Raw genomic sequence first — 24,201 nt, forward strand, 5'->3', positions numbered from 1 at the left:
ACGATTGAAACGTTCAGAGCCTACGTTCAGAGTCAGTCAACGCCTGATTGATCTTTAAAGCCCTGCGGGCTTTTCGCCTTATATCCCCGCCCGCATTGGGCGAGGGTTTACGGCGTTTTTCGCTAAAATACTTTGGTCTATGATAGACTGAGTGACACCAAACAGGCGAGTTTATGGTTAATATTAGATGTGTTTTAATTTTTATATATTTCTTATACTTAATTGACTTAAAGGCAACGCTGTATGCGCAGTGTATTTATATTTTTGGGCATATTTATTTTAGGATTCAGTCATATGGCGTATTCCAATCAAACACTTGTCTTTATAAGACATGGTGAAAAACCTGATAATGATAGTGGGCAATTGACCTGTAAGGGATTAAATAGAGCATTAGCCCTACCAGATGTACTTATAAATCAATTTGGCAAACCTGATGCATTATTTGCCGCTGCGCCCAAACAGAGTAAGTTAGGCAATTCATTGCGTTCACTCCAAACAATTTCTCCTATCGCGATTAAAACCTCATTACCTATTCATCTTCAATACCATGCTAAAGAGGTAAAAGAATTGCGAGAAGCCCTGTTAAGTAAGAAATATGAAAATGCAGTTATTTTTATTGCATGGGAGCATGACAATTTAGTTAAAGTGGCACGAGATATTATGAAGCAAGAGGGGGGAGATCCTAAATTAATCCCTAAATGGAAAAGTAGTGATTTTGATAGTATTTATATCTTAAAAATTATCCGAGATGGCGATAATAAAAGTGTCACATTTGAACAAAGACAGCAAGGATTAGATAGCGTGTCGGAAGTTTGCCCTAATTAGTGAGTATTTTATCTACTACTTAAAAAGAAGATATTTAAAGTAGAGCAATATAAGATAGATCGAGAAAACTCTATTTTTATACACAGACTTAATGCGTTTGAAGTAATGCGGAAAATATATGCAAAATGAAGCTATACACTCAGTGGAGCACGAGATCAAAGTATATCTTGTAAACTCATTTACTCGAAATAATACAGGGGGGAATCCTGCTGGTGTAGTACTAAATCCTCCTCAATTAAGTGATGAACAGAAAATAGCTATCGCTAAAGAAGTCGGCTTTTCTGAAACTGCTTTTGTTTATCAAGGTGAAGAGACTGATTTTGAAGTTGATTTTTTCACGCCTGAAGGAGAAGTCGATTTTTGTGGTCATGCTACATTAGCGGTATTTTTCACTTTATCTTCACTCAATTTATTGGCTTCTGGTCATTACACACAAAAAACCAAAGCAGGCGTTTTAAGCGTTGCTATTGATACTGAAAATGTCGTTATGGAGCAAACACTGCCTATTTCACGACAAGCTCCAAAAATAGATGCTGTGGCCGCTGCATTAGGAGTAAATTGCGAAGTTATTTCAGAAACAGGCTTACCTATTGAGATATTTTCAACAGGATTACCTGATATTTTGATCCCCGTACAATTTGGGCAATTAGATACGCTAAAACCGAATTTTGATGCGATTGCAGAGTTAAGTCGCGAATTTAATACTATTGGCTTTCATGTTTTTGAGCTTAGCCAAGATAAAGAGATTACTGCTCATTGCCGTAACTTTGCACCTTTATATGGCATCAATGAAGAGTCTGCTACAGGGAGTTCTAGTGGCGCTTTAGGCTGTTATCTTGTTAAGCATGTTTTCCCTCATAAAACGCATTTTCTATTAGAGCAGGGGCGTGCCATGCAATGTTCTTCTCTTATTCACGTTATTATTGATTCAACGGAAAATACAATTAGTCGAGTGAGAGTGGGAGGAAAAGCAACCATGATAGGCTCGAAGATTATTACTTTTTAAATAACTAGTGGTAATTGACTATAATAAAGTAATAGCTACTGTCACGCGATACTCGTGCATTGTCACTGTGTGTATTTGACCACCAAGGCAAGAAATGCTGGATTTTGTTTCGTATAAGGAGAAAGTGATGGAATCTGCTCGCAATAAACGTACAGGTGAAATTGTTGAGGCCGAGGATCTTTGGTTACTTGATAACGTAGATACTGAAGGTTATGTGTGCTGGGGATGTGGAATCGATATGTATCCTTCCTCCTGGCAAAAAGGCAGTAAGAAAAGACCGTCGTTTAATAAAATGCCGGGAAAAGAACATATTAATTGCGATGCGGATGCTGAAAGCACTGTTGTTAAACAGGGTCAGAAGAAAAGCGTTCGCTATTTGCTGGACAGCACACCGGGATTGATGCCCGCAGGGTTAAAACTGATTGAACAACGTCCAGTCGTTGATCCTGATGCTACCGGCAGTGCAAACAAACCCAGTTCAACACGTTCTGTATCGTCAATATCCAATGATGGTAATACTCCAGCACGGCAATCCCGTCGTCCAGTGAATGCTATTCGCCAGATTTGTAGGGCGTTTATTCGCTTCCCGTATGATCGTGGTATGTCACTAAACATACAGGGAATTGATGCTGATACTTACATGACTGTATTTAAAAAACTTAAAGATCCGATTCAGTTCTACCCTGAGCGGCGAGTTTTCTATTCACAGTTGTTGTGGCAGAAATTTGAGCAAGACGAGAACCAGATTATCATTCCGCTCTCGGGGGAATGGACAAAAGACGAATCTGGGAAATCGAAGCCCTCACGGAGCTACAAAATCCACGTTAAGTGGAAGGAGTGGTCGAAGGCCAAACGAACCATGCTTCTAAATGAGCTGGAAACCGTGCAGGAAGAAGCGAAAGAAGCAGTTAATAAAAAGGCTAAAGAAAGAGCTCAGGTCTTTTTTATCGGTGAGCAAAGCACGGATAACCAGGAGATCTTCTATGTCACCGATTACCGATTAATCTGTGCAATTATAGGGCATATATATTACCCCTAAAGTAAAAAAGGCCTTTCTGTAAATAGGCCCACTTTAGTTCCATGAATGTTTTGAAATTCTGACCAAATCATGGTGTTGCCGGTATTCCTCCGACGTCATATTGCTCAGTGATTCATGCGGGCGTTCACAGTTATATTCTGATAACTATTTTTCCGTGATTTCCCGCACATCATTCAGCGTTATGCGTCAACTCACCCAGCTCTTGATAAATACGGTGGATCCTTTTGTGATTCCTATAATATCCCTGTTGCCTCAGAACCCGGAAAGTTTCGGAAAATCGTATCATGGATACCGCTCTACTAACGCTAGCAACGCGACAATAACGGGTTTGTCACGTGTGGTAATGGTAAACTGTTCTGCTTAGGTTCTGATTCCAGAATACCTGACGGATACTGAATCCCAAATGAGTGTCCAGTTCACGCTTACAGGCTGGTTTTAAAGCTTTTTTCGATAATGTCTTATCAGCGCCTAGTTCTCAAAGCTCTGGTCGGCAAACATCTGTTTGAGACGTCAGTTCTCGTCCTCAAGATCTTTGGTCTTTTTAATATCAGAAGCCTCCATGCGACCGTATTTAGATTTCCAGTTGTAGTAGATGGCTTCAGAAATGCTGTTCTCTCAGCAGGAAAAAGAGTTTAATGACATCAAAGATAGCGTGAAATTCACAATTTTATTTTACGAAAAAGTAACACAGGAATTTGGTAAAAAGGCAGCTCAATTATCTAGAGAGTTAGCAGAACAATCTAAAGGAAAAACAATCAGAAATGTAGAAGATGTTTTACGTACATATGAGAAATATGGGCAGAATATTAATAATAAAATTAATGCTAAAGATCGAGCTGCTATTATAAAAGCATTAGAATCTATTGATGCAAAACAATTGCTCTGGAATTCTTTCTAACGAAGGGATTGAATGAAATATTTTATTACACTTTGTTACAAATAGAAAACCCCAAGGAGTTACCCTTAGGGTTCTTTATTCAAATGCACGTGCATTTCGCGTGCACTTTCAAGTCCTTTTGTTGTCAGTGTGTAGTCTTGCCGATTTCGCTAACTTCTTGATTTTGAAATCGTTGTCCTATCACTGACCCACCAAATTTGGTGGAGCTGGCGGGAGTTGAACCCGCGTCCGAAATTTCTACATCCGCGGCACTACATGCTTAGTCTAGTCTTTGATTTCACTTACCCACTGCGGACAGACACGCCATGAATAAGCTAGCTTGATTAAATTTAACGCTTCAACCCCAAGCTAGGCATCCACGCGATCTCTTTTGGGTTTGACCTCTCTTGATCCCCGTCTTAAGAGCGGAAGCTAGGGAGAGAGGGCTCTGAGCAGGTTATTAAGCTGCTAGTGCTAGTTTGTTTTCGTCGTTTGCGACTATTTTTTTGCGGCTTTTTACGAGGCCAACCGCCCCTCGGCATGCACCTTGGGTTTCGCAAATCCCGTCGAATCCAGAATCAGCCCCAAGTTGTTAAAAGCGAGTATATCAGAAAAATACTTGTAATTGCTAGTACTTAACGCAATTTAGCGGTTAGCATTTTTCATAATACGTGCTTTGTCTAATTTCCACTCACGATCTTTAATCGTTTCACGTTTATCGTGATCTTTCTTACCCTTTGCAACGCCAATTTTAATTTTACACCAAGCGTTTTTCCAATAAAGAGAAAGAGCAACAACGGTATAACCATCGCGGTTGATTTGACCATAAAGGTTATCAAGTTCACGCTGTTTTAATAATAATTTACGGGTACGTGTCGGATCACAAACCACATGAGTTGATGCAACATTTAAAGGTGTAATGGTTGCACCAAAAAGATAAGCTTCACCGTCACGCATGACAACGTAGCTATCACTGATGTTGGCTTTTCCTGCACGCAGTGATTTAACTTCCCAGCCTTGGAGCGCCAAGCCCGCTTCTATCTCATCTTCAATGAAATATTCATGGCGAGCACGTTTGTTTAACGCAATGGTCGCAGAACCAGGTTTGTGTGATTTTTTCTTTGTCATAATTTCCACATTATACTGTATGAGCAATAGAAAGAAATCATTTAACCGACTGTTTTCTTTTCAATTGCATAAAACTTAAGCTATATTCCATTAGATTTTTAATTAGTCACTGTTCAATGATATGATCACACACAGTGTTGTCGTACAGGAATAACTATGCCTCAGATTAGTCGATCTGCTCTCGTCCCTTTTAGCACAGAGCAAATGTTTAAACTGGTTAATGATGTTCTTACTTATCCTGATTTTCTACCAGGATGCGTTGGAAGTAAACTGATCAAAAGCACTCCAGAAGAAATGATTGCATCAATAAATGTCTCTAAAGCGGGAATTAGTAAAACATTTACTACTCATAACTTTTTAAAGACTAATGAACGTGTTGATATGCGTCTTGTTGATGGTCCCTTTCGTAAATTAACGGGAGGGTGGGTGTTTACCGCACTTGATGATAATGCGTGTAAGATAGAATTTCAGCTAGACTTTGAGTTCACTAATAAATTAATTGAGTTGGCTTTTGGGCGTATTTTTAAGGATTTAACGAACAATATGGTTCAGGCATTTACTCACAGAGCGAAAGAGATCTATCGTGACTAAAATATGGGTAGAGGTAACCTATGCGTTGCCCGACAAACAGTACCTTATCCCTGTTGAACTAACATTAGGGGATACTGTTGAGCAAGCCATTATTGCTTCAAATATCTTAACGATTTGTAATGATATTGATTTAACTAAGAATAAAGTGGGCATTTATAGTCGACCAGCAAAGTTAAGCGATAATGTGCGAGACGGTGATAGAGTTGAAATTTATCGACCTTTAATTGCCGATCCTAAAGAAATGCGCCGTAAGCGTGCTGAAAAAGCACGACAAAAAGCGGATTAATATTATGCTCGCTCAATAAAAAAAGGGAGCATCATATTCTGCGTGATAGGCCGTTTGGTTACAGTCAGATACAATAAAAAGACAACACTGTTATAAAGCAATTCCTCTTTATAAAAACACACCCCAACGTCAAATTTAACGTATGGGGTGCAATTCGTTTTTGCCAATCTTATATAAAACTAAGCTTTCTTAGTTCTTAGTATAGCAATCGCATTACGATTTTGTTTCAGGTGATGCGAAGTTAGGCATATTGCCTTGCTTATCAATCTTAGTCAGTATGCCATTGCTATCAAAAGTCAGGGTGAGGGTCTCTTGACGTACTTTCTGATGACCAGGTTCTTCACGGAAAACATAATACCAAGTTTGGCTTCCGAAAGGATCTTTAAGCATTGGCGTACCAAGGGCAAATTGAACTTGCTGCTGTGTCATTCCTTGCTGAACTTTTGCGACTTCGGCAGGCGTTAAATAATTTCCCTGATTGATATCTGGGTGGTAAACCAGTCTCTCGAACATAGAGCAACCTGAAGTCATTACGACTAAAGATAAGGCGGCAACTTTTAACAGTTTAAAACGCATGGTTATTACATTCCTTTTAGGGTCATAGTGACGATGATAATCGACAACGCAGCAATTGAAAACCTTTCACACTCTGCCTATGACCTTAAATATCAATAAAAGTTTGTTAATCGTTATGCTGCCAACAAATCTTTCGCATTTGCTAAGGTATTTTTGGTGACTTCACTACCAGCTAATAAACGTGCGAGCTCTTGTAGGCGTTCTTTTTTCGATAACAGTTTCATGGTTGTTTCAGTTTCTTCACCATTTGTCTCTTTATTAACGAAATAGTGTTGATGACCACAACCTGCAACTTGAGGTAAGTGAGTAACACACATAACTTGAGTTGATTCGCCTAACTCTCGTAGTAATTTACCAACAATAGCCGCTGTTGGACCACTGATACCTACATCGACTTCATCAAAAATAAGTGCTGGTGTATCCATTTTTTTGGCAGTGATCACTTGGATTGCGAGTGCAATACGTGATAATTCACCTCCTGAAGCTACTTTAGAAAGTGCTTGATGAGGTTGCCCTGGGTTTGTGGTGACATTAAATTCAACTTTTGTGGCACCATCAATTTGCAGTGAACTGTCATCAAAATAGGTATCAACAGTAAAATAACCATGTGGCATTGATAACTGATGCATACTATTAGTTATAAGTTGACTTAATTCATTTGCATATTGTTGACGAACTTGATGCAGTTGTTTTGCGACATCTAATGCAATTAAATGGTCAGCTTTGACTTGTTCTATTAAAGCGTCACAATCGTCATTTTGGCGAAGTAAGGCATTCTTCTCTTCAATTAATAGCTGATGAAGATCATAGAGTTCTTCAGGGGCAACGCGATGTTTTCGTGACAAACTAATGTACTTAGACATGCGTTTCTCTACTTCAAATAAGCGATTAGGATCCATCTCTAAGCGATCGCTATAATGACGAAGTTCATCACTCACTTCACTAATTTGAATAGTCGCTTCTTCTAGCATCTCTAATAGTGAATTGAACTGACCTTCCATAGAGGCTAGTTCAGTAATTTCATGTTTAGCCACATTGAGCATACTTAAAATATTTTGCTCTTCGTTGTCGCTTAAAATTTGTAAACTATTTTGACTTAGCGTTAAAAACTGACCGCAGTTAGAAAGACGTTTATATTCTTGATCTAATTCAGGGTATTCGCCTTGTACTGGCTGAAATTCATTGAGCTCTTTTAAGTGGTAATCAACCAGTTGTTGCCTTGCTTCTCGTTCTAATGAGAGTTGTTGAAATGCGGCTAAAGTTTGGCAACTTTGATGCCATGTTTGATAAGCCGACTTCATGCTTTTTAATAAAGCAGGTTCATGGGCATAGATATCAAGCAGTTGTTTTTGATAGCGAGGCTCTAAAAGTTGTTGGTGAGCATGTTGTCCATGAATTTGGATAAGTAAGGAACCCAGTTCTCTTAATTGTGAAAGTGGTACGGAAGTGCCATTGATAAAACCACGAGAACGCCCATCAGCAGAAACAGTTCTTCTTAATAGGCATTCGTTATGATCATCAAGATGATGTTCTTCAAGCCAACGTTGTGCTGATGGCGTATCAGAGAGTGAGAATCGTGCACATAAATCGGCTCTAGTTGCACCTGGGCGCACCATATTGGCATCACCACGGTTACCCAAGCATAAACCCAGAGCATCAATTGCAATAGATTTACCTGCGCCAGTTTCGCCTGTAATGGTGGTCATGCCACCTGAAAAATCGATTTCAAGTTCACGGACTATGGCAAAATGACTAATGGTTAATTGAGTCAGCATAGTGCCTCTCCTGTGTATAAAAACATATCTGTAATTACATACAGTATAAACTGGTTTTTTATACAGTAAAGTAGTGAGGCACAAAAATTAGAACATTTTTTTCGACCAACCCAATTTTGAGCTGAGTGTATTAAAATAATTATAATCAGTCGGGTGAACTAAATTGAGCTTTTGACGACTTCTCTTAATAATAACTTCATCACCTTCTTTAATTGGTAACACTAATTGGCTGTCGCAACTGACTTCATAATCGATATTTGTTTGTGAGAATTTTAAGCAAATTTGGCTATCACTGCTGATAACCAAAGGTCGTGCTGATAGGGTATGTGGAAACATTGGTACAAGTGCAATAGCATCAAGATTTGGGGTTAAGATAGGTCCTCCAGCAGAAAGTGAATAGGCCGTTGATCCTGTTGGTGTTGCAATAATTAAGCCATCAGAACGTTGAGAGAAAGCAAAACGATCATCAATGTAAACTTCAAACTCAATCATATGAGCAACCTTACCGGGATGAAGCACGACTTCATTGATTGCTGTACCAATGCGATTTCTTTGACCTTCTGCATAGACGCGTGCTTCAAGTAAAAAACGTTTTTCTTCACGATAGTGCCCAGCCAACACATTGGTTAATTGCTGTAAGGCATTATCAGGATCAAGGTCAGTAAGAAAGCCTAGATTCCCCCGGTTAACACCAATCACTTTGATGTTATAACGAGATAACACTCGTGCAGCCCCAAGCATATTGCCATCGCCACCAACAACAATGACTAGATCGGCAGCTTTACCAACTTGTGTTAGATCACCTGTTTGTGCATTTTCTAGCTTTAGTTCTTGAGCAACTTGTGTATCAATAATAACGTCATAGCCTTGAGCCAATAGCCAATGATAGAGCATTTCATGAGTTGAAATTGCTTCGGGGTGGCGTGGATGACCAACAATGCCAATACATTTAAAGTGTTTTTCTTCCGTTACGGTATTATCTGGCATTTTTTTACCCTCGTTTTGCGCCAATTCCTTGAAACCCGTTTATTGATCCCCATAATAAACTAAATATGAAGATGAATACTAAAACTACGCGGAGATGTTCATGAGTAGTAAAGAACAAAATGTACATGAAGAGCAAGTCTCAAAAGAAAAAGAAGGAATGGGATCTGTAATGGATGAGTCTCAAGAGCAAGTAACAACTGAAGAAGCACAAGCGGACTTTAATGCTCAAGCTGAGTTAGTGGAAGCACTAGCGCGTATTGATTCTCTTGAAAAACAACTGGAACAATCACAAAAAACAGAGCGTGAAGCTATGGCTCGTGCTTTGGCCGAAGTTGAAAATGTGCGTCGCCGTACTCAACAAGATATTGAGAAAGCACATAAATTTGCACTTGAAAAATTTTCTAATGAGTTATTGCCTGTACTTGATAATTTAGAGCGTGCTTTATCTGCGGCTGATCATGAAAATGAATCATTAAAGCCAATGATTGAAGGTTTAGAATTAACACTGAAATCATTTTTAGATGCTGTTCGTAAATTTGGTATCGAAGTGGTTGAAGAAAAAAATGTGGTATTTAACCCTGACGTTCACCAAGCGATGACTTTAATTGATAGCCCAGAGCATGAATCTAACCATGTGGTCGATGTTATGCAAAAAGGATACACCTTAAATGGTCGCTTATTGCGCCCAGCTATGGTTATTGTTTCTAAATAATATCGATAAAATATTCGTTATCACATGAGTTATTACATGTAGATAAAGTAAACCGCACAATACGCAGATTATTTAATATTCATGTTATTGTGCGGTTTTATGTTTTATAGGGTGATTTTATTCAATAGGATCAAGATGCCAATTGATTGGTGTGCGGCCTTGTTGCTGTAAAATATTATTGGCTTGTTTGAAATGACCACAACCTAAAAAGCCTCTATGAGCAGAAAGTGGTGAAGGATGAGGTGCTTTTAAAATAACATGTCTATTTGTATCAATAAAACGTCCTTTTTTCTGAGCATGAGCGCCCCAAAGTAAGAAAATAACCCCATCTCTACGCTGATTGATCTGTTCTATTACTGCGTCAGTAAAGATTTCCCAACCATAGTTAGCGTGAGAATGTGCTTGGCCTTTCTCTACTGTTAATACGGTATTAAGTAATAGAACACCTTGTTTTGCCCAACTTTCTAAATAGCCGTGGTTAGGGCGTTTAAAATCAGGATATTCTTTTTCTAGTTCTTTATACATATTGACTAATGAAGGTGGTGCTGGTACGCCTGGCCGGACTGAAAAAGAGAGACCATGAGCTTGATTAGGTCCGTGATAAGGATCTTGTCCTAAAATAACGACATTCACATTATCAAAAGGCGTAAAACGAAAAGCATTAAAAATATCTTCTTGAGGAGGATAAATAATTTTACCTGTGGCTCTTTGTTGTGCGACTTGAGACATAATTTGATGGAAGTAAGGCTTTTCTTTTTCAGCGCCTATCACATCATGCCAAGTTAATGGTGCAGTCATAACCTAAAATCCTTGTTGATATCTTATCGTGTCTAAGCTTACCGATTTCATCAGGGGAATGAAAATATTACGGACTAAAAATAAAAAATTAATTGATTTCTCAACTTTTATTTGAAAATTTACAAAAAAAATTGCAAGTTGGTATTCGATAATAATTGATTTAAAACAACACTTTGCACCCTGATGGGTAAAACGCTTATGAATTTTATTGATATTTATCAAAGAATGACGCCATTTATACTGGTATATAAGTAGACAGAAACATTGGTTAGACCAAATACCCAAGTTCTGATATGAGATTGGAATTTGATTTTGCGCCCAAATTGGAGGTCGAAATGATTACTGGTATCCAAATTACTAAAGCTGATAACGACGATTTATTACACTCTTTCTGGTTATTAGATGATGAAAACGGGGAAGCTCGTTGCATCTGTGCTAAAAAAGGCTTTGAAGAAGGTCAAGTGGTTAACCGTAAAGAGTTAGGTAATATCGAATACCGTGAAGTGCCTGTAGAATCTAAACCGGTTGTTCGTGTAGAAGGTGGTCAACACCTTAACGTTAACGTATTAAGCCGCGAAACACTGGAAGATGCTGTTAACAATCCTGAGAAATATCCTCAGTTAACTATTCGTGTTTCTGGTTATGCAGTGCGTTTTAACTCACTGACTCCAGAACAACAACGTGATGTTATTACTCGTACTTTCACTGAAAGCCTGTAATTTTCACTAAAGTAATAAATTAATAAAAAGCTCGATATGAAAATATCGGGCTTTTTTCTATATAAACTAAGATAAAATAACAGAAAACCGTAACTATCTTATATAGCTACGGTTTTTTTATAACATTATAAAGAATACAGATTATTCGTTATCAGTATTTCTTTTTTTTGTTGGTGTAGTAGGCGCCACATTTTTTTCTGTATGCTCAGCAACTGCTTTGCGACGTTTACCAATATTTTTACGATCGCGTGTCCGCACTTTTTCTTTAACTGCTTTTTTCTCTTCTTCTTTTCTCGCTTTGCGTTTAGCAAGCACTTTTTTAGAAGGTTTGAATGTTGATTTCATGCTTGGAGCTTTGGTTTCTGGACGCAGTTCAGCAACAACACGATATTTAATTGGCTCTTGAACGTAACGGCCAATCTTTCCTAATAATGGGTGATCGTGAGCTTCAACTAATGAGATTGCGATACCTTTGCGGCCCGCGCGTCCTGTCCGACCAATACGATGTAAGTAAACATCTGCAGTACGAGGTAAGTCAAAGTTGAAAACGTGTGTGATGTCATCGAGATCAAGACCTCGAGAAGCAACGTCTGTAGCAACAAGCACATTCATTTTGCCTGATTCTAAACGTTTGATCGCATCGTTACGTTGTGTTTGTGCCATTTCACCTTCAAGGTAACTACACTTAATACCTTGTTTTTCTAATGCAGTGACAAGTTCTCTTACCCGTTCTCTTTTACGAACAAATACAATCGACTTTTTAACATCATCTTGCTTCAGTAATGCGGCAAGTAATGCTGTTTTATGTTCGAGATTATCAGCATGATAATAGAACTGTTGAATTTTTTTACGCTCACGGCGAGATGGATCCGCATTAAGCTCAACGGGTTCGTTGAGGATACGCTGTGCAAAATCAATAACCGCATTACCTTCTAATGTTGCAGAGAACAGTAATGTCTGTTTGCGCCAGCGAGTTTCGCCTGCAATAGTTTCGATATCATTAGCAAAACCCATATCTAACATACGGTCTGCTTCATCTAAAATCAGCATTTCCACTGCACGGCAGTCAAAGTTTTCTTCTTTGATGTACTGTAATAAACGACCTGTTGTTGCAACAACGATATCTTGGTTCTCACTGAAGACTTCAGCATGATTCATATAAGCGACACCGCCTGTGATTGTGGCGATATCTAAATGTGTGTGCGCACATAATTCTTTTGCCTGCTCAGCAACTTGCATAGCAAGTTCTCGTGTTGGCGTCAGGATAAGAATACGTGGCGGGCCTGATTTTTTACGTGGATAATCAAGCAAGTGTTGAATTGCTGGAAGCAAAAAGGCCGCCGTTTTCCCTGTGCCTGTTGGCGCAGAGCCTAAAATATCGCGTCCATCCATTGCGGCAGGAATTGCGTCTGCTTGAATAGCAGTAGGACGTTGATATCCTTTTTCTTCTAATGCGGTCAATAAACTTTCATCAAGTTCAAGACTGGAAAATGTCGTGGCTGTCATTGTATACCTCTGTTTAGGGCGCGGATTTTGACATTATCCCCCGCTAAAAGCCAGAGGATTTACCGCTATCACATTATATATTACCGATAGACGAAGGTATTTGTTGTTTTTAGACTTAATCTAAATAAGCGTGCATCGTATACAAATAGTTTAATGTTAAGATAGGGGGGTGTAGAAGCGTTATCTTACCATATATCTCTTTTTTCGTGACATGATTGATAAGCAATAAAAAGAGATTGCTGTACAAATCAATAGAGCCAATAGATGAATCAAAAGAAAGTGAAAAAATCAGGATTACGTAAAGGTGGTTTTACATTTAAACAATTTTTTGTTGCTCATGATAAGTGTGAAATGAAAGTGGGTACTGATGGGGTTTTATTAGGGGCTTGGGCACCTATCGATAATGTAAAAAAAGCGCTTGATATTGGTACCGGGAGTGGATTAATTGCATTAATGCTTGCCCAAAGAGCGAATAAAATAGAGTGTATTGATGGCATTGAACTTGATGAGAAAGCAGCATTACAAGCTACGGAAAATGCTCAAGAGTCACCATGGCATTCATTTATTCATATTCATCATAGTGATATCTATAACTATGCAGAGAATACGCAAACTCAATACGATTTAATTGTCAGTAATCCCCCTTATTTTGAACCATCTATTGCATGTCGAAATGATATGCGCGAGCAAGCGCGTTATACCAAAACCTTAACGCATGAGGGATTGTTGGAAAGTGCACAATCTCTTATTACTGAAAGTGGCTTATTCTGTGTTGTGTTGCCTTATTTAATTGGTGAACAATTTATTGAACTTGCAGAAAAAAAAGAGTGGATACTTGTTAAGCGCGTTAATATTAAAGACAGTGCGGATAAACCTTATCATCGGATTTTATTAGCCTTTCAAAGGCAAAGTAAGGTAAACATTGAATGTAGTATAGATGAGCTTATTATTCGTCATAATGAAGGGTATTACACTGAACAGTTCCGATCATGGGTGACTGATTTTTATTTATATTATTAAATCTATATTTAATAATATCTTGTTTAAGATAATATATATTGTTGTAAGTAATCGTATATATTTAAATAATATCATTGTGTTATCGTTTTTTTATTGGCAAATTGCATTTTGGTTGGGTGATCACCATGATGATTTTTTGTGATTCATCTCTTAAAATAATGATTGAATTGAACTTCATACTATTTTTGCGCTCTAAGTCTTGTAGCTCATAAAAACGAGAAGGAATAACGAGAGTAAATATGACGGAGTCATTTAAAAATAGTGCGAAGCTTGACTTCGGGAGAGTCCATCTCTAATGAGCGAGCAGTTAACTGACCAAATGTTGGTTGAAAAGGTACAAAATGGTGACCAGAAAGCCTTTAATTTGCTGGTTATCCGTTATCAACACAAGGTAGCAAGCCTGATTTCCCGTTATGTACCACAGGGCGATGTGCCAGATGTTTCGCAAGAAGCCTTTATTAAAGCTTATCGTGCTATTGGGTCTTTCCGAGGAGATAGTGCTTTTTATACGTGGCTTTATCGCATTGCTGTGAATACAGCAAAAAATTATTTGGTCGCACAGGGGCGACGTCCGCCTTCGAATGATTTAGATGCGAGTGATGTTGAAAATTTCGAATCACCAAATGCACTAAAAGAAATTTCGAACCCTGAGAATTTAATGTTGTCTGAAGAGTTACGGAGAGTGGTTTTTCACACCATAGAGTCATTACCTGAAGATTTAAGGGTTGCTATTACACTTCGGGAACTTGACGGACTAAGCTATGAAGAGATAGCAGTCATTATGGATTGCCCTGTCGGAACAGTTCGTTCACGTATTTTTAGGGCGCGAGAAGCTATTGATAATAAGGTTCAACCATTAATACAAGAGTTTTAATTGTGGGTGAACCATCATTGACTGAAGGGTACTTTTACATGCAAAAAGAAAAACTTTCTGCATTTATGGATGGCGAAGTTCTTGATAAAGAATTAATGGGTGCAATTGCTCGTGATGACTCCATGAAAGAGACATGGCAACGCTACCATTTAATTCGTGACACAATGCGTGGTGATGTAGGTGAAGTAGTCCACTTCGATATCGCAAGTCGCGTTGCGCTCGCTTTAGAGAATGAACCTGTTCGCATAAGTCCTGAACAACAACAAGAGCAGCAACCTGCGCCATCACAATGGCGTCAGCACTCTTTCTTACAAACGTTACGTCCTTGGGCAAGTCAGTTAACTCAAATCGGTGTTGCGGCTTGTGTTTCATTAGCTGTTATTGTTGGTGTTCAGCAATATAATGGAAAAAATGGTTCTGAAGATTTCCAAGTAGATACGCCTGTATTTAATACTCAACCTATTATGGGGGCCGGTTCACCAGTAAGCCTAAATCTTCAAAACGATACTTTAGGTAAAGACCAACAAACACGTTTACAAGAGCGTAATCAGCGCCTTGGATTAATGTTGCAACAGTATGAGTTAGATCGTCGTATCTATAATGCACCACAAAATGAAGCACCAATTAGTGCTCAAGGTGAAACTCAATCCGTAGTAACACAGTAATAATAGATGTGAATGTATAAATAACGTGTGGGAATGAAACAGTCGTAATGAAAAAGTTATGGTTATCCGCCTTATTGCTGGTGGGCAGCCTGTCAATGCCGATACAAGCCTTGTCACAACCTCAAATAGGTAGTGTCAAGGCTTTGTTGCAAAAGATGGGACAGACAAGTCAAAGCTCTACCTATGAATTATCTTTTATCAATATCAATTCTCAAGGTATTGTTCCTATTCGCTATCGTCACACGCTTATTGATGGCAAACCGCTTGCACAATTAATGCAAATGGATAGTACTCGCCGTGAAATCGTTCAACGTGGTGATGAAATTAGTTATTTTGAGCCTGGCTTAGATGCTTTTAGCTTAAGAAATGATCATATCGTTGATTATATCCCTTCTATTATTTACCAAGATTTCAATCAATTATCAGTTTATTATAATTTTATTGATGCAGGTAGAACGCATATTGGTGATATTCCAAGCCGCGTTGTTCGTGTGCTATCAAAAAATAATGACCGTTATGATTATGTCTTATTTATTGATGAAGAAAGATATCTGCCGTTAAGAGTCGATCTATTAGATAAGAATAATGACATCATTGAACAATTTCGAGTGATCACCGTTAATGAAGGGAGTGAAGTCGAAACTGAACTTAATTCGTTACGTACCGTCAATATGCCACCTTTATTACTTGTACCAAAAGCTAAACCCCTAGTTTATAACTGGTCGGTTAGTCAATTACCTGAGGGTTTTAAAGAGGTAAAACGCAGTAACCATCAGATTTCTGAAACCGAGTTTAGTCAGTCTATTTTATTTAGCGACGGTTTATTTGACTTCTCTATTTATGTTAATAAAAGTGGTCAACAAGTGAATTCGCCCGAACGCGATAAAATGTTGAGGTATGGTCGTAATACAATTTATACCTATCACAAAGAGGGTAATGAAATTACCTTTATTGGTCAGTTACCATCTTCTACGGCACAAACAATAGTTAATAGTGTTGTATTTACGAAAAAGTAAAAGGGTATAAGTTATGGTTAAAGAGTGGGCAACAGTTATACATTGGCATGAAGGGCGAGCGTTATTACGCTACGGATCGTCTTCTGGCTGTGGTAGTTGCCAAGCTCGGGCTGCATGTGGCTCTTATTTATTAAATAAAATAGGGCCCGAGACAGTTCATCAACTTGAACTCCCCGTTGCGCAACCTTTAGTCGAAGGGCAAAAAGTGGAAGTAGGTATTCCTGAAAATAATCTACTTCTCTCAGCAATGTTAGTGTATTTAACGCCACTTGTTGGCTTATTTATTGTTGCAGGCATTGCGAGTCTTTGGTTGTCGAGTGAATTTGCTATTTTTTGCAGTGGACTTATGGGCGGTGCCCTTGGTTTCTTATTGGCTAAAAAAGTGGCGACTTGGTGGAGTAAAGATGAAGGCTTTGAACCTATTGTATTGCAAATAGGGCTTCCACCGAATGAACTTAATGTTCAATTTCAAGAATAATGAATTGATTAAAATAATGGGGCATTTGCCCCATTATTTTTGTCATGCTGCTTTTGTAATAATATCTATCTTAAATTAACGCGTTTCTATATCTGGAAATTACCCGCAAAAAATTACAAATAAATGCAAGTCTTAGCATAAATGTTTGTGTTTGATGAACGTTTCTTTGAGTATAATGTCTCTAGTGTGTAGAATGCGTCATCAATAATAACTCCTGCAATATAGAGTTTTCGCTTTGTGTCCATGAATGACTCCAAAGCCAGATTTATAGAGCAAAGCAATAGAGAAAAATAATTTCAGAATGAAAAACATACGTAACTTTTCCATTATCGCACATATTGACCATGGTAAATCGACGTTATCAGATCGAATTATTCAAATTTGTGGTGGCTTATCAGATCGTGAAATGGCTGCGCAGGTTCTTGATTCTATGGATCTTGAGCGTGAACGTGGTATTACAATCAAAGCGCAAAGCGTAACCTTGAATTACACCGCTGATGACGGTGAAGTTTATCAGCTTAACTTTATCGATACCCCAGGACACGTTGACTTCTCTTATGAAGTATCTCGTTCACTCGCTGCGTGTGAAGGTGCCTTATTGGTCGTAGATGCTGGGCAGGGGGTTGAAGCACAAACATTAGCAAACTGCTATACAGCGATGGATATGGATCTCACCGTCGTTCCAGTTTTAAATAAAATAGATTTACCAGCGGCAGAACCAGAGCGTGTTGCTGAAGAGATTGAAGACATTGTGGGGATTGATGCCACAGATGCAGTGCGCTGCTCTGCAAAAACAGGTATTGGTGTTAAAGAAGTTATCGAACGTCTTGTAAAAGAGATCCCTGCGCCTGAAGGTGATGCAGATGCTCCATTACAAGCACTGATTATTGACTCTTGGTTTGATAACTACCTTGGGGTTGTTTCACTGATCCGTGTTAAAAACGGTAAAGTTAGCAAGGGCGATAAAATTAAGGTAATGAGTACGGGACAAGTTTATAACATTGACCGTATTGGTATTTTTACGCCAAAACAAATTGATACTACATCATTAAATTGTGGTGAAGTCGGCTGGGTTGTTTGCGGTATTAAAGATATTTTAGGTGCGCCGGTCGGGGATACCTTAACTGCGGCACAAAAACCAGCAGATAAACCTTTACCAGGTTTTAAGAAAGTTAAGCCACAGGTTTATGCGGGGTTATTCCCAATTAGCTCTGATGACTATGAATCATTCCGCGATGCATTAGGTAAATTAAGCTTAAACGATGCTTCATTATTCTATGAGCCAGAAAGCTCATCTGCATTAGGTTTCGGTTTCCGTTGTGGTTTCTTGGGTCTTCTTCATATGGAGATTATTCAAGAACGTTTAGAACGTGAATATGACCTTGATCTGATTACAACGGCACCAACCGTAGTTTATGAAGTTGAAATGACTAACGGCGATATTATATCAGTGGATAGCCCATCTAAATTGCCTCCACTAAATAATATTGAAGAAATCAGAGAGCCTATTGCTGAATGTCATATGTTATTACCGCAAGAATATTTAGGTAACGTCATTACTTTATGTATCGAAAAACGCGGTGTTCAAACCAATATGGTCTATCATGGTAATCAGGTTTCATTGACTTATGAAATTCCGATGGCTGAAGTGGTATTAGATTTCTTTGACCGCTTAAAATCAACATCACGCGGTTATGCTTCTTTAGACTATAACTTTATTCGTTTCCAAGGCTCTAACATGGTACGTGTAGATGTCTTGATTAATGGTGATCGCGTTGATGCTTTAGCATTGATTACACATAACGATAATGCACCTTATCGTGGGCGTGAGCTGGTGGAAAAGATGAAAGAATTTATTCCACGCCAACAGTTTGATATCGCCATCCAAGCGGCAATTGGCAACCATATTATTGCTCGTTCAACTGTTAAACAGTTACGTAAAAACGTATTAGCCAAATGTTATGGTGGTGACGTTAGCCGTAAGAAGAAACTGTTACAGAAACAGAAAGATGGTAAAAAACGTATGAAGCAAATTGGTAACGTAGAGCTACCACAAGAAGCGTTTTTAGCCATCCTTCATGTTGGTAAAGATAAATAATTTAAGGAGAAAACATGGCTAACACGTTTGCCTTGATCCTAACGCTGGCAACGCTAATAACGGGAGTTTTTTGGGGAATTGAACGCTTTAAGCTTAAGCCAGCCCGAAAAGCAAAACTAAAGCGTCTTCAAGAGATGACGCAAGGGTCCGAGGATCAGCAAGAGTTAGCAAAATCAATTAATAAACCAAGCTGGGCAGAGACACTAGGCTCTTTATTCCCAGTTTTGATTATTGTTTTGGTTCTGCGTTCATTTGTGTATGAGCCGTTTCAAATACCTTCTCGCTCCATGATGCCAACCTTGTTGGTTGGCGATTTTATCTTGGTTGAAAAGTTTGCTTATGGATTAAAAGATCCAATTACGCAAACCACATTAATTAATACAGGGAAGCCAAAACGAGGTGATATCGCAGTATTTAAGTATCCTCGAGATCCTTCTACTGACTTTATTAAACGGGTTATTGGATTACCCGGTGATAAAATTGTTTATGATATGATGTCGAAAAAACTTCATATCTATCCAAATTGTGATAAAGCCGTTTGTAATGAAGAAATATCAGTAACTTATGGTACTGCGTACCCAAGTGAATGGACGCTATTATTACAAAATGTGCCAGGTGGTCAGCGTATTAATGGTATGAAATCCATTCCAATTGAGGAGCCTATTTCAACAGCAACTCAATTACGTGAAGAGGAAAGGGTAGAAACTATTGATAAAGTCTCTCATCGTATTATGACAATACCCGGTGATATGACAATGCCCGAGTTTATCCAACCCGGATTGCCTGTCGGTACGTGGATTGTTCCTGAAGGTCATTACTTTATGATGGGGGATAATCGAGACGGTAGTTCAGATAGTCGCTTCTGGGGCTTTGTTCCAGAGAAAAACTTAGTTGGTAAAGCGACAACAATCTGGATGAGCTTTGAAAAAGTAGAGAATGAATGGCCAACAGGCGTTCGTTTTAGCCGTATCGGTAGCATTAAGTAATTATTAACAAAATAGCGACAGCATTCCTCCTTATCTAAGTGTAGAATATGTCGCTTCTTTAAATATGATTGGCTCCTTTTTATTGACAGGAGCCAGTGCAAACGCAACAGTTCTGTTATCCAGCCCGATAAATTCTTGTTGTCTTAAACAGATTTGTTGCGTGTGCTTCAAATTAAGTTATGGAAATTGATCGCACATGAATACTTTATTAGTAAACCAGTTACAAAAAAAACTGGGCTATACTTTTACGCAAAATGAATTATTACTACAGGCTTTAACGCATCGTAGTGCCAGCAGTAAACATAATGAACGTTTAGAATTTTTAGGTGATTCAATTCTAAGCTATGTGATTGCTAACGCACTTTATCATCGCTTTCCTCGTGTTGATGAAGGTGATATGAGTCGAATGAGAGCAACGCTTGTTCGTGGAAATACGCTCGCTGAATTAGCGCGTGAATTTGAATTGGGCGAATGTCTACGTTTAGGCCCTGGGGAATTAAAAAGCGGCGGTTTTCGTCGTGAATCAATTTTAGCGGATACGGTGGAAGCTTTAATTGGTGCAATTTTCCTTGATAGTGATATTCAAAATATCGAAAAAATTATTTTAAACTGGTATGAAAATCGTTTGGCTGAAATCAGCCCAGGCGATAAGCAAAAAGATCCTAAAACTCGTTTGCAAGAATATCTGCAAGGCCGTCACTTACCATTACCTTCTTATAATGTGGTACAGGTTCGTGGTGAAGCCCATGATCAAGAGTTTACGATCCATTGTCAGATAAGCGGTATCGAACAACCTGTCAAAGGGATGGGAACGAGTCGTCGTAAAGCTGAACAGGCCGCTGCTGAACAGGCATTAATACAACTGGAGCTTGAATGAGCGAAGAACAAACCTATTGCGGATTTATTGCGATAGTCGGTCGCCCAAATGTGGGAAAATCAACACTACTGAACCAATTACTGGGGCAGAAAGTTTCTATTACATCACGTAAACCGCAAACTACGCGTCATCGTATCATGGGTATTGATACAGATGGTGCTTACCAAGCGATTTATGTGGATACACCAGGTTTGCATATTGAAGAAAAGCGAGCCATCAACAGGCTGATGAACCGCGCAGCAAGTAGTTCTATTGGTGATGTTGAATTAGTTATTTTCGTTGTTGAAGGTACCAATTGGACGCCTGATGATGAAATGGTGTTAAATAAATTAAAATCATTACGTTGCCCTGTTTTATTAGCAATTAATAAAGTGGATAACGTGACTGATAAAACCAAGTTACTTCCACACATTGGTTTTTTAAGCCAACAAATGGATTTTCTTGATGTCGTACCAATCAGTGCTGAAAAAGACATGAATGTCGATACAATAGCGAAAATCGTACGTAATTGTTTACCAGAAGCTACACATCATTTCCCCGAAGATTATATTACTGATCGCTCTCAGCGTTTTATGGCATCAGAAATTATTCGTGAGAAATTGATGCGCTTTTTAGGTGAAGAATTACCTTATTCTGTCACTGTTGAAATTGAACAATTCGTTACCAATGAACGTGGTGGTTATGATATCCACGGATTAATTCTGGTTGAGCGTGAAGGCCAGAAGAAAATGGTTATTGGTAATAAAGGTGCGAAAATCAAGAAAATTGGTACTGAAGCCCGTATGGATATGGAAGACTTATTTGAAAACAAAGTTCACTTAGAACTTTGGGTGAAAGTCAAAGCAGGCTGGGCTGATGATGAACGTGCTTTACGTAGCCTTGGCTATGTGGACGATTTAAAGTAGGTAACTAAAGTGGATGGCTGGCAACGTGCATTCGTTATCCATGCTCGACCTTACAGTGAAACAAGTTTATTACTCGATTTTTTCACTGAAAATGAAGGGCGAGTTCGCATATTGTCAAAAGGTGCGCGAGGCCGTCGTTCACCCTTAAAAGGGGCACTGCAACCTTTTACTCCTTTGCTCATTCGTTGGAGTGGGCGAGGAGAAATTAAAACACTTCGTGATGCTGAACCTATCTCTTTAGCATTACCACTGACAGGCTCTGTACTATACAGTGGCTTGTATCTTAATGAGTTATTGTCTCGCGTTTTAGAAAATGGTACGTCTTATAGTGTACTTTTTTTTGAATACCTCTCCTGTTTGCAAATTCTTGCTGCTAGCGATACCACACCAGAAGCCGCACTAAGACGCTTTGAACTTGCGTTATTAACCCAACTTGGTTATGGCTTGGATTTTCTTCATTGTGCCGGAAGTGGAGAGCCTGTTTCCGATTCAATGACCTATCGTTATCGGGAAGAAAAAGGTTTTATTGCGAGTTTAGTGGTTGATCATAATAGTTTTACTGGATTTGAATTAAAATCCTTGGCTAGTCGAGAATTTCCTACTGTTGAAACATTAAAAGCGGCAAAAAGGTTTACTCGAATGGCTTTGAAGCCTTATTTAGGCGGAAAACCATTAAAAAGTAGAGAGCTTTTTAGACAATTTGCCATTAAAAAATCTCCAAAGAAAAGAGCATTGATGGCAGAATAGTAATATTGTCTTTTTCTTCTCAATGGAATGTGTAAACTAAGGTAATGCAACGTTATTTTTCAGGAGAAGAGCATGTCTGATATTCTACTTGGTGTTAATATTGACCATATCGCCACCCTTCGTAATGCCCGAGGCACAACGTATCCCGATCCTGTTCAAGCGGCTTTTATTGCAGAGCAAGCTGGTGCTGATGGTATTACTATTCATTTACGTGAAGATAGACGTCATATCACTGATCGTGACTTAATGCTGATAAGCCAAACAGTGCAGACAAGATTAAATCTGGAAATGGCAGTCACTGAAGAGATGATTGAGATAGCTTGTCAAACTCAGCCTGATTTTTGCTGTTTAGTGCCTGAAAAACGCCAAGAAGTGACAACAGAAGGTGGTTTAGATGTTGTTGGCAATGAAGCAAAAGTTGCTGATGCTATTAAACGCTTATCTTTAGCAGGTATCAAAGTTTCTCTGTTTATTGATCCTGACCATGAACAAATTAATGCAGCCGACCGCGTTGGCGCGCCTTTTATTGAGATCCACACTGGCGCTTATGCTGATGCTGAAGATGAAATGGCTCAAGAAAAAGAGTTTATGCGTATACGTGATGCAGTGACTTATGCCGCCTCTAAAGGCTTAAAAGTGAATGCAGGACATGGTTTGCATTATCATAACGTACAACGTATTGCTGCATTACCTGAACTTTATGAACTAAATATTGGCCATGCAATTATTGGTAGAGCTGTATTTAGTGGATTAGCACCCGCGGTTGAAGAAATGAAACGCTTAATGCGAGAAGCGCGTCGTTAATGGCTATTGTCGGCTTAGGTATGGATATCGTTGAGATATCACGTATTGAAGATATTATAGGGCGTTCTGGTGAACGCCTTGCTCGTCGTATCCTTACTGAAATGGAATGGGAAATCTATCAAACCCATAAACAGCCAATCCGCTTTTTAGCTAAGCGGTTTGCAGTAAAAGAGGCTGCGGCAAAAGCATTAGGAACAGGCATCCGTTTAGGATTGGCTTTTAATCATTTTGAAGTGCGTAATGATGAGTTAGGTAAACCGACACTGCATTTCTTAGCAGTTGCAAAAGAGATGGCAGAGAAAGCGGGGATAAACTCTATTCACGTAACACTTGCTGATGAACAGCGTTATGCTTGCGCGACAGTTATTTTAGAAAAATAGCTCTCTTAGATTTATCACCCACAAAATCATCGATTAAGATTTAGATCTTATCTGCGTGGTGGATCAACACAAATTTTTCCCAGAGCTCATCTTGAGATTCAATATGAGTAGGATCAGTGATGATCGTATTAGTAATCGGACAAACAGATTGGCAAGTCGGTTTATCGTAATGTCCTACACATTCAGTGCAAAGATCAGGATTAATTTCATAAATTTCATCCCCCATTGAAATAGCATCATTTGGACACTCTGGTTCACACATATCACAGTTGATGCATTTCTTTGTAATTAGTAAAGCCATATCAGTCACTTAATATATAAATTATTAAATTTCAGTAACTTATATCTTGCACTTATATGTTACTCTTAGTCTATTGCCTGTGTTATCTATATTGTATAGGTGACTGCTCCCCGCCCTGTCGGGCGAGGCTTCCCACTTCTTAGACCGCAACCGTCTGTGTGACGGATTTACGCTGGCCTCCATGGGCAGAAACGACGAGTCCCGCCGCTTGTAATTCCAGTATGC

27 protein-coding genes, 1 other RNA gene and 2 pseudogenes are annotated in these 24,201 nt (G+C 38.8%); 20 read left to right on the forward strand and 10 right to left on the reverse strand.

Annotated elements, in window-relative coordinates:
- The first annotated feature begins 243 nt into the window (after positions 1 to 243).
- The 3 genes from QSH13_RS17265 (at position 244) to QSH13_RS17275 (ending at position 2,870) form a co-directional block, all read left to right on the forward strand.
- Positions 244 to 825 carry a histidine phosphatase family protein gene (locus tag QSH13_RS17265; protein WP_109396831.1) on the forward strand — a complete coding sequence of 194 codons (582 nt, stop codon included), beginning with the start codon at positions 244 to 246 and terminating at the stop codon, positions 823 to 825.
- A gap of 118 nt (positions 826 to 943) precedes the next feature.
- Positions 944 to 1,831: a PhzF family phenazine biosynthesis protein gene (locus QSH13_RS17270; RefSeq protein WP_286039401.1), complete on the forward strand. Its 888-nt coding sequence runs from the start codon at positions 944 to 946 to the stop codon at positions 1,829 to 1,831.
- Between the two features lie 127 nt (positions 1,832 to 1,958).
- Positions 1,959 to 2,870 (forward strand): hypothetical protein, encoded by a 912-nt coding sequence (locus QSH13_RS17275; protein ID WP_286039402.1) that lies wholly within the window; start codon positions 1,959 to 1,961, stop codon positions 2,868 to 2,870.
- Positions 2,871 to 3,383: 513 nt separating this feature from the next.
- Here QSH13_RS17275 and QSH13_RS18605 read toward each other — a convergent pair.
- Positions 3,384 to 3,485 (reverse strand): annotated as a pseudogene (locus QSH13_RS18605) (transposase); the annotation flags it as partial.
- Here QSH13_RS18605 and QSH13_RS17285 point away from each other — a divergent pair.
- A complete protein-coding gene (locus QSH13_RS17285) occupies positions 3,475 to 3,768 on the forward strand; it encodes a colicin-like pore-forming protein (RefSeq protein ID WP_286039403.1) in 294 nt (97 codons plus the stop codon). The pseudogene QSH13_RS18605 and the gene QSH13_RS17285 sit on opposite strands and share 11 nt — an antisense overlap.
- A 198-nt stretch (positions 3,769 to 3,966) precedes the next feature.
- Here QSH13_RS17285 and ssrA read toward each other — a convergent pair.
- Positions 3,967 to 4,333, reverse strand: a transfer-messenger RNA (tmRNA) gene (gene ssrA, locus QSH13_RS17290).
- A 59-nt stretch (positions 4,334 to 4,392) separates the two neighbouring features.
- Positions 4,393 to 4,875 (reverse strand): SsrA-binding protein SmpB, encoded by a 483-nt coding sequence (gene smpB / locus QSH13_RS17295; RefSeq protein WP_069367807.1) that lies wholly within the window; start codon positions 4,873 to 4,875, stop codon positions 4,393 to 4,395.
- Positions 4,876 to 5,031: 156 nt separating this feature from the next.
- Here smpB and QSH13_RS17300 point away from each other — a divergent pair, with 156 nt between their 5' ends.
- Both QSH13_RS17300 and QSH13_RS17305 read left to right on the forward strand, forming a co-directional pair.
- The gene (locus QSH13_RS17300) at positions 5,032 to 5,466 is read left to right on the forward strand and encodes an SRPBCC family protein (protein ID WP_006533588.1); all 435 of its coding nucleotides are present in this window, start codon (positions 5,032 to 5,034) and stop codon (positions 5,464 to 5,466) included.
- Positions 5,456 to 5,752 carry an RnfH family protein gene (locus QSH13_RS17305; RefSeq protein WP_369961909.1) on the forward strand — a complete coding sequence of 99 codons (297 nt, stop codon included), beginning with the start codon at positions 5,456 to 5,458 and terminating at the stop codon, positions 5,750 to 5,752. The genes QSH13_RS17300 and QSH13_RS17305 overlap by 11 nt, the downstream gene beginning before the upstream one ends.
- A gap of 213 nt (positions 5,753 to 5,965) precedes the next feature.
- Here QSH13_RS17305 and bamE read toward each other — a convergent pair whose 3' ends face one another.
- The 3 genes from bamE to nadK form a co-directional block, all read right to left on the reverse strand.
- A complete protein-coding gene (gene bamE / locus QSH13_RS17310; RefSeq protein ID WP_109396825.1) occupies positions 5,966 to 6,328 on the reverse strand; it encodes an outer membrane protein assembly factor BamE in 363 nt (120 codons plus the stop codon).
- 113 nt (positions 6,329 to 6,441) lie between these two features.
- Complete coding sequence (gene recN, locus QSH13_RS17315) at positions 6,442 to 8,103, reverse strand: DNA repair protein RecN (protein WP_196544649.1); 1,662 nt, start codon at positions 8,101 to 8,103, stop codon at positions 6,442 to 6,444.
- 87 nt (positions 8,104 to 8,190) lie between these two features.
- The gene (gene nadK, locus QSH13_RS17320) at positions 8,191 to 9,090 is read right to left on the reverse strand and encodes an NAD(+) kinase (protein ID WP_109396823.1); all 900 of its coding nucleotides are present in this window, start codon (positions 9,088 to 9,090) and stop codon (positions 8,191 to 8,193) included.
- 100 nt (positions 9,091 to 9,190) lie between these two features.
- Here nadK and grpE point away from each other — a divergent pair, with 100 nt between their 5' ends.
- The gene (grpE, locus tag QSH13_RS17325; RefSeq protein WP_109396822.1) at positions 9,191 to 9,802 is read left to right on the forward strand and encodes a nucleotide exchange factor GrpE; all 612 of its coding nucleotides are present in this window, start codon (positions 9,191 to 9,193) and stop codon (positions 9,800 to 9,802) included.
- A gap of 117 nt (positions 9,803 to 9,919) precedes the next feature.
- Here grpE and ung read toward each other — a convergent pair whose 3' ends face one another.
- On the reverse strand, positions 9,920 to 10,600 hold the full coding sequence (gene ung, locus QSH13_RS17330; RefSeq protein ID WP_109396821.1) for a uracil-DNA glycosylase: 681 nt from the start codon (positions 10,598 to 10,600) through the stop codon (positions 9,920 to 9,922).
- Between the two features lie 335 nt (positions 10,601 to 10,935).
- Between ung and grcA the strand changes: the two genes are divergently transcribed.
- Positions 10,936 to 11,319: an autonomous glycyl radical cofactor GrcA gene (grcA, locus tag QSH13_RS17335; RefSeq protein WP_109396820.1), complete on the forward strand. Its 384-nt coding sequence runs from the start codon at positions 10,936 to 10,938 to the stop codon at positions 11,317 to 11,319.
- A 141-nt stretch (positions 11,320 to 11,460) separates the two neighbouring features.
- Here the strand turns inward: grcA and srmB are convergent, their stop codons facing one another.
- Positions 11,461 to 12,825 carry an ATP-dependent RNA helicase SrmB gene (gene srmB / locus QSH13_RS17340; protein ID WP_235376180.1) on the reverse strand — a complete coding sequence of 455 codons (1,365 nt, stop codon included), beginning with the start codon at positions 12,823 to 12,825 and terminating at the stop codon, positions 11,461 to 11,463.
- Positions 12,826 to 13,089: 264 nt separating this feature from the next.
- On the opposite strand from srmB, the gene trmN reads away from it, so the two are divergent.
- The 12 genes from trmN (at position 13,090) to acpS (ending at position 23,675) form a co-directional block, all read left to right on the forward strand.
- A complete protein-coding gene (trmN, locus tag QSH13_RS17345) occupies positions 13,090 to 13,845 on the forward strand; it encodes a tRNA(1)(Val) (adenine(37)-N(6))-methyltransferase TrmN (RefSeq protein ID WP_196544648.1) in 756 nt (251 codons plus the stop codon).
- A 295-nt stretch (positions 13,846 to 14,140) separates the two neighbouring features.
- Complete coding sequence (gene rpoE / locus QSH13_RS17350; RefSeq protein ID WP_006533574.1) at positions 14,141 to 14,719, forward strand: RNA polymerase sigma factor RpoE; 579 nt, start codon at positions 14,141 to 14,143, stop codon at positions 14,717 to 14,719.
- A gap of 38 nt (positions 14,720 to 14,757) precedes the next feature.
- A complete protein-coding gene (gene rseA, locus QSH13_RS17355; RefSeq protein WP_267128925.1) occupies positions 14,758 to 15,384 on the forward strand; it encodes an anti-sigma-E factor RseA in 627 nt (208 codons plus the stop codon).
- Positions 15,385 to 15,431: 47 nt separating this feature from the next.
- On the forward strand, positions 15,432 to 16,400 hold the full coding sequence (gene rseB, locus QSH13_RS17360) for a sigma-E factor regulatory protein RseB (protein WP_196544647.1): 969 nt from the start codon (positions 15,432 to 15,434) through the stop codon (positions 16,398 to 16,400).
- Between the two features lie 13 nt (positions 16,401 to 16,413).
- On the forward strand, positions 16,414 to 16,878 hold the full coding sequence (gene rseC, locus QSH13_RS17365; RefSeq protein ID WP_185901048.1) for a SoxR-reducing system protein RseC: 465 nt from the start codon (positions 16,414 to 16,416) through the stop codon (positions 16,876 to 16,878).
- A gap of 301 nt (positions 16,879 to 17,179) precedes the next feature.
- Positions 17,180 to 18,976 carry a translation elongation factor 4 gene (lepA, locus tag QSH13_RS17370; RefSeq protein WP_109396815.1) on the forward strand — a complete coding sequence of 599 codons (1,797 nt, stop codon included), beginning with the start codon at positions 17,180 to 17,182 and terminating at the stop codon, positions 18,974 to 18,976.
- Between the two features lie 14 nt (positions 18,977 to 18,990).
- A complete protein-coding gene (gene lepB, locus QSH13_RS17375; RefSeq protein ID WP_109396814.1) occupies positions 18,991 to 19,962 on the forward strand; it encodes a signal peptidase I in 972 nt (323 codons plus the stop codon).
- Positions 19,963 to 20,158: 196 nt separating this feature from the next.
- On the forward strand, positions 20,159 to 20,839 hold the full coding sequence (gene rnc, locus QSH13_RS17380; protein WP_072063260.1) for a ribonuclease III: 681 nt from the start codon (positions 20,159 to 20,161) through the stop codon (positions 20,837 to 20,839).
- A complete protein-coding gene (gene era, locus QSH13_RS17385) occupies positions 20,836 to 21,744 on the forward strand; it encodes a GTPase Era (RefSeq protein WP_109406652.1) in 909 nt (302 codons plus the stop codon). The genes rnc and era overlap by 4 nt, the downstream gene beginning before the upstream one ends.
- A 9-nt stretch (positions 21,745 to 21,753) precedes the next feature.
- Positions 21,754 to 22,491 (forward strand): DNA repair protein RecO, encoded by a 738-nt coding sequence (recO, locus tag QSH13_RS17390; RefSeq protein ID WP_109396812.1) that lies wholly within the window; start codon positions 21,754 to 21,756, stop codon positions 22,489 to 22,491.
- A 72-nt stretch (positions 22,492 to 22,563) separates the two neighbouring features.
- Positions 22,564 to 23,295, forward strand: coding sequence for a pyridoxine 5'-phosphate synthase (pdxJ, locus tag QSH13_RS17395; RefSeq protein WP_006533563.1), 732 nt, complete (start codon positions 22,564 to 22,566; stop codon positions 23,293 to 23,295).
- A complete protein-coding gene (gene acpS / locus QSH13_RS17400; protein WP_196544644.1) occupies positions 23,295 to 23,675 on the forward strand; it encodes a holo-ACP synthase in 381 nt (126 codons plus the stop codon). Before pdxJ ends, acpS begins: the two co-directional genes overlap by 1 nt.
- A 40-nt stretch (positions 23,676 to 23,715) precedes the next feature.
- On the opposite strand, the gene QSH13_RS17405 is transcribed toward acpS, so the two are convergent.
- Positions 23,716 to 23,976: a YfhL family 4Fe-4S dicluster ferredoxin gene (locus QSH13_RS17405; protein ID WP_109396810.1), complete on the reverse strand. Its 261-nt coding sequence runs from the start codon at positions 23,974 to 23,976 to the stop codon at positions 23,716 to 23,718.
- A gap of 139 nt (positions 23,977 to 24,115) precedes the next feature.
- Positions 24,116 to 24,201 (reverse strand): annotated as a pseudogene (locus QSH13_RS17410) (RNA-guided endonuclease InsQ/TnpB family protein); the annotation flags it as partial.

Source organism: Proteus faecis (assembly GCF_030286765.1).
In the GTDB taxonomy this organism is placed as follows: domain Bacteria; phylum Pseudomonadota; class Gammaproteobacteria; order Enterobacterales; family Enterobacteriaceae; genus Proteus; species Proteus faecis.

Coding starts and splice junctions, on each gene's coding strand:
- QSH13_RS17405 (WP_109396810.1), bottom strand. CDS start 23,976: ATGGCTTTACTAATTACAAAGAAATGCATCAACTGTGATATGTGTGAA.
- rseB (WP_196544647.1), top strand. CDS start 15,432: ATGAAAAAGTTATGGTTATCCGCCTTATTGCTGGTGGGCAGCCTGTCA.
- srmB (WP_235376180.1), bottom strand. CDS start 12,825: ATGACAGCCACGACATTTTCCAGTCTTGAACTTGATGAAAGTTTATTG.
- QSH13_RS17275 (WP_286039402.1), top strand. CDS start 1,959: ATGGAATCTGCTCGCAATAAACGTACAGGTGAAATTGTTGAGGCCGAG.
- rseA (WP_267128925.1), top strand. CDS start 14,758: ATGCAAAAAGAAAAACTTTCTGCATTTATGGATGGCGAAGTTCTTGAT.
- grpE (WP_109396822.1), top strand. CDS start 9,191: ATGAGTAGTAAAGAACAAAATGTACATGAAGAGCAAGTCTCAAAAGAA.
- rseC (WP_185901048.1), top strand. CDS start 16,414: ATGGTTAAAGAGTGGGCAACAGTTATACATTGGCATGAAGGGCGAGCG.
- recN (WP_196544649.1), bottom strand. CDS start 8,103: ATGCTGACTCAATTAACCATTAGTCATTTTGCCATAGTCCGTGAACTT.
- QSH13_RS17270 (WP_286039401.1), top strand. CDS start 944: ATGCAAAATGAAGCTATACACTCAGTGGAGCACGAGATCAAAGTATAT.
- pdxJ (WP_006533563.1), top strand. CDS start 22,564: ATGTCTGATATTCTACTTGGTGTTAATATTGACCATATCGCCACCCTT.
- era (WP_109406652.1), top strand. CDS start 20,836: ATGAGCGAAGAACAAACCTATTGCGGATTTATTGCGATAGTCGGTCGC.
- trmN (WP_196544648.1), top strand. CDS start 13,090: ATGAATCAAAAGAAAGTGAAAAAATCAGGATTACGTAAAGGTGGTTTT.
- QSH13_RS17300 (WP_006533588.1), top strand. CDS start 5,032: ATGCCTCAGATTAGTCGATCTGCTCTCGTCCCTTTTAGCACAGAGCAA.
- QSH13_RS17265 (WP_109396831.1), top strand. CDS start 244: ATGCGCAGTGTATTTATATTTTTGGGCATATTTATTTTAGGATTCAGT.
- smpB (WP_069367807.1), bottom strand. CDS start 4,875: ATGACAAAGAAAAAATCACACAAACCTGGTTCTGCGACCATTGCGTTA.
- rpoE (WP_006533574.1), top strand. CDS start 14,141: ATGAGCGAGCAGTTAACTGACCAAATGTTGGTTGAAAAGGTACAAAAT.
- bamE (WP_109396825.1), bottom strand. CDS start 6,328: ATGCGTTTTAAACTGTTAAAAGTTGCCGCCTTATCTTTAGTCGTAATG.
- nadK (WP_109396823.1), bottom strand. CDS start 9,090: ATGCCAGATAATACCGTAACGGAAGAAAAACACTTTAAATGTATTGGC.
- grcA (WP_109396820.1), top strand. CDS start 10,936: ATGATTACTGGTATCCAAATTACTAAAGCTGATAACGACGATTTATTA.
- acpS (WP_196544644.1), top strand. CDS start 23,295: ATGGCTATTGTCGGCTTAGGTATGGATATCGTTGAGATATCACGTATT.
- lepA (WP_109396815.1), top strand. CDS start 17,180: ATGAAAAACATACGTAACTTTTCCATTATCGCACATATTGACCATGGT.
- lepB (WP_109396814.1), top strand. CDS start 18,991: ATGGCTAACACGTTTGCCTTGATCCTAACGCTGGCAACGCTAATAACG.
- QSH13_RS17285 (WP_286039403.1), top strand. CDS start 3,475: ATGCTGTTCTCTCAGCAGGAAAAAGAGTTTAATGACATCAAAGATAGC.
- rnc (WP_072063260.1), top strand. CDS start 20,159: ATGAATACTTTATTAGTAAACCAGTTACAAAAAAAACTGGGCTATACT.
- ung (WP_109396821.1), bottom strand. CDS start 10,600: ATGACTGCACCATTAACTTGGCATGATGTGATAGGCGCTGAAAAAGAA.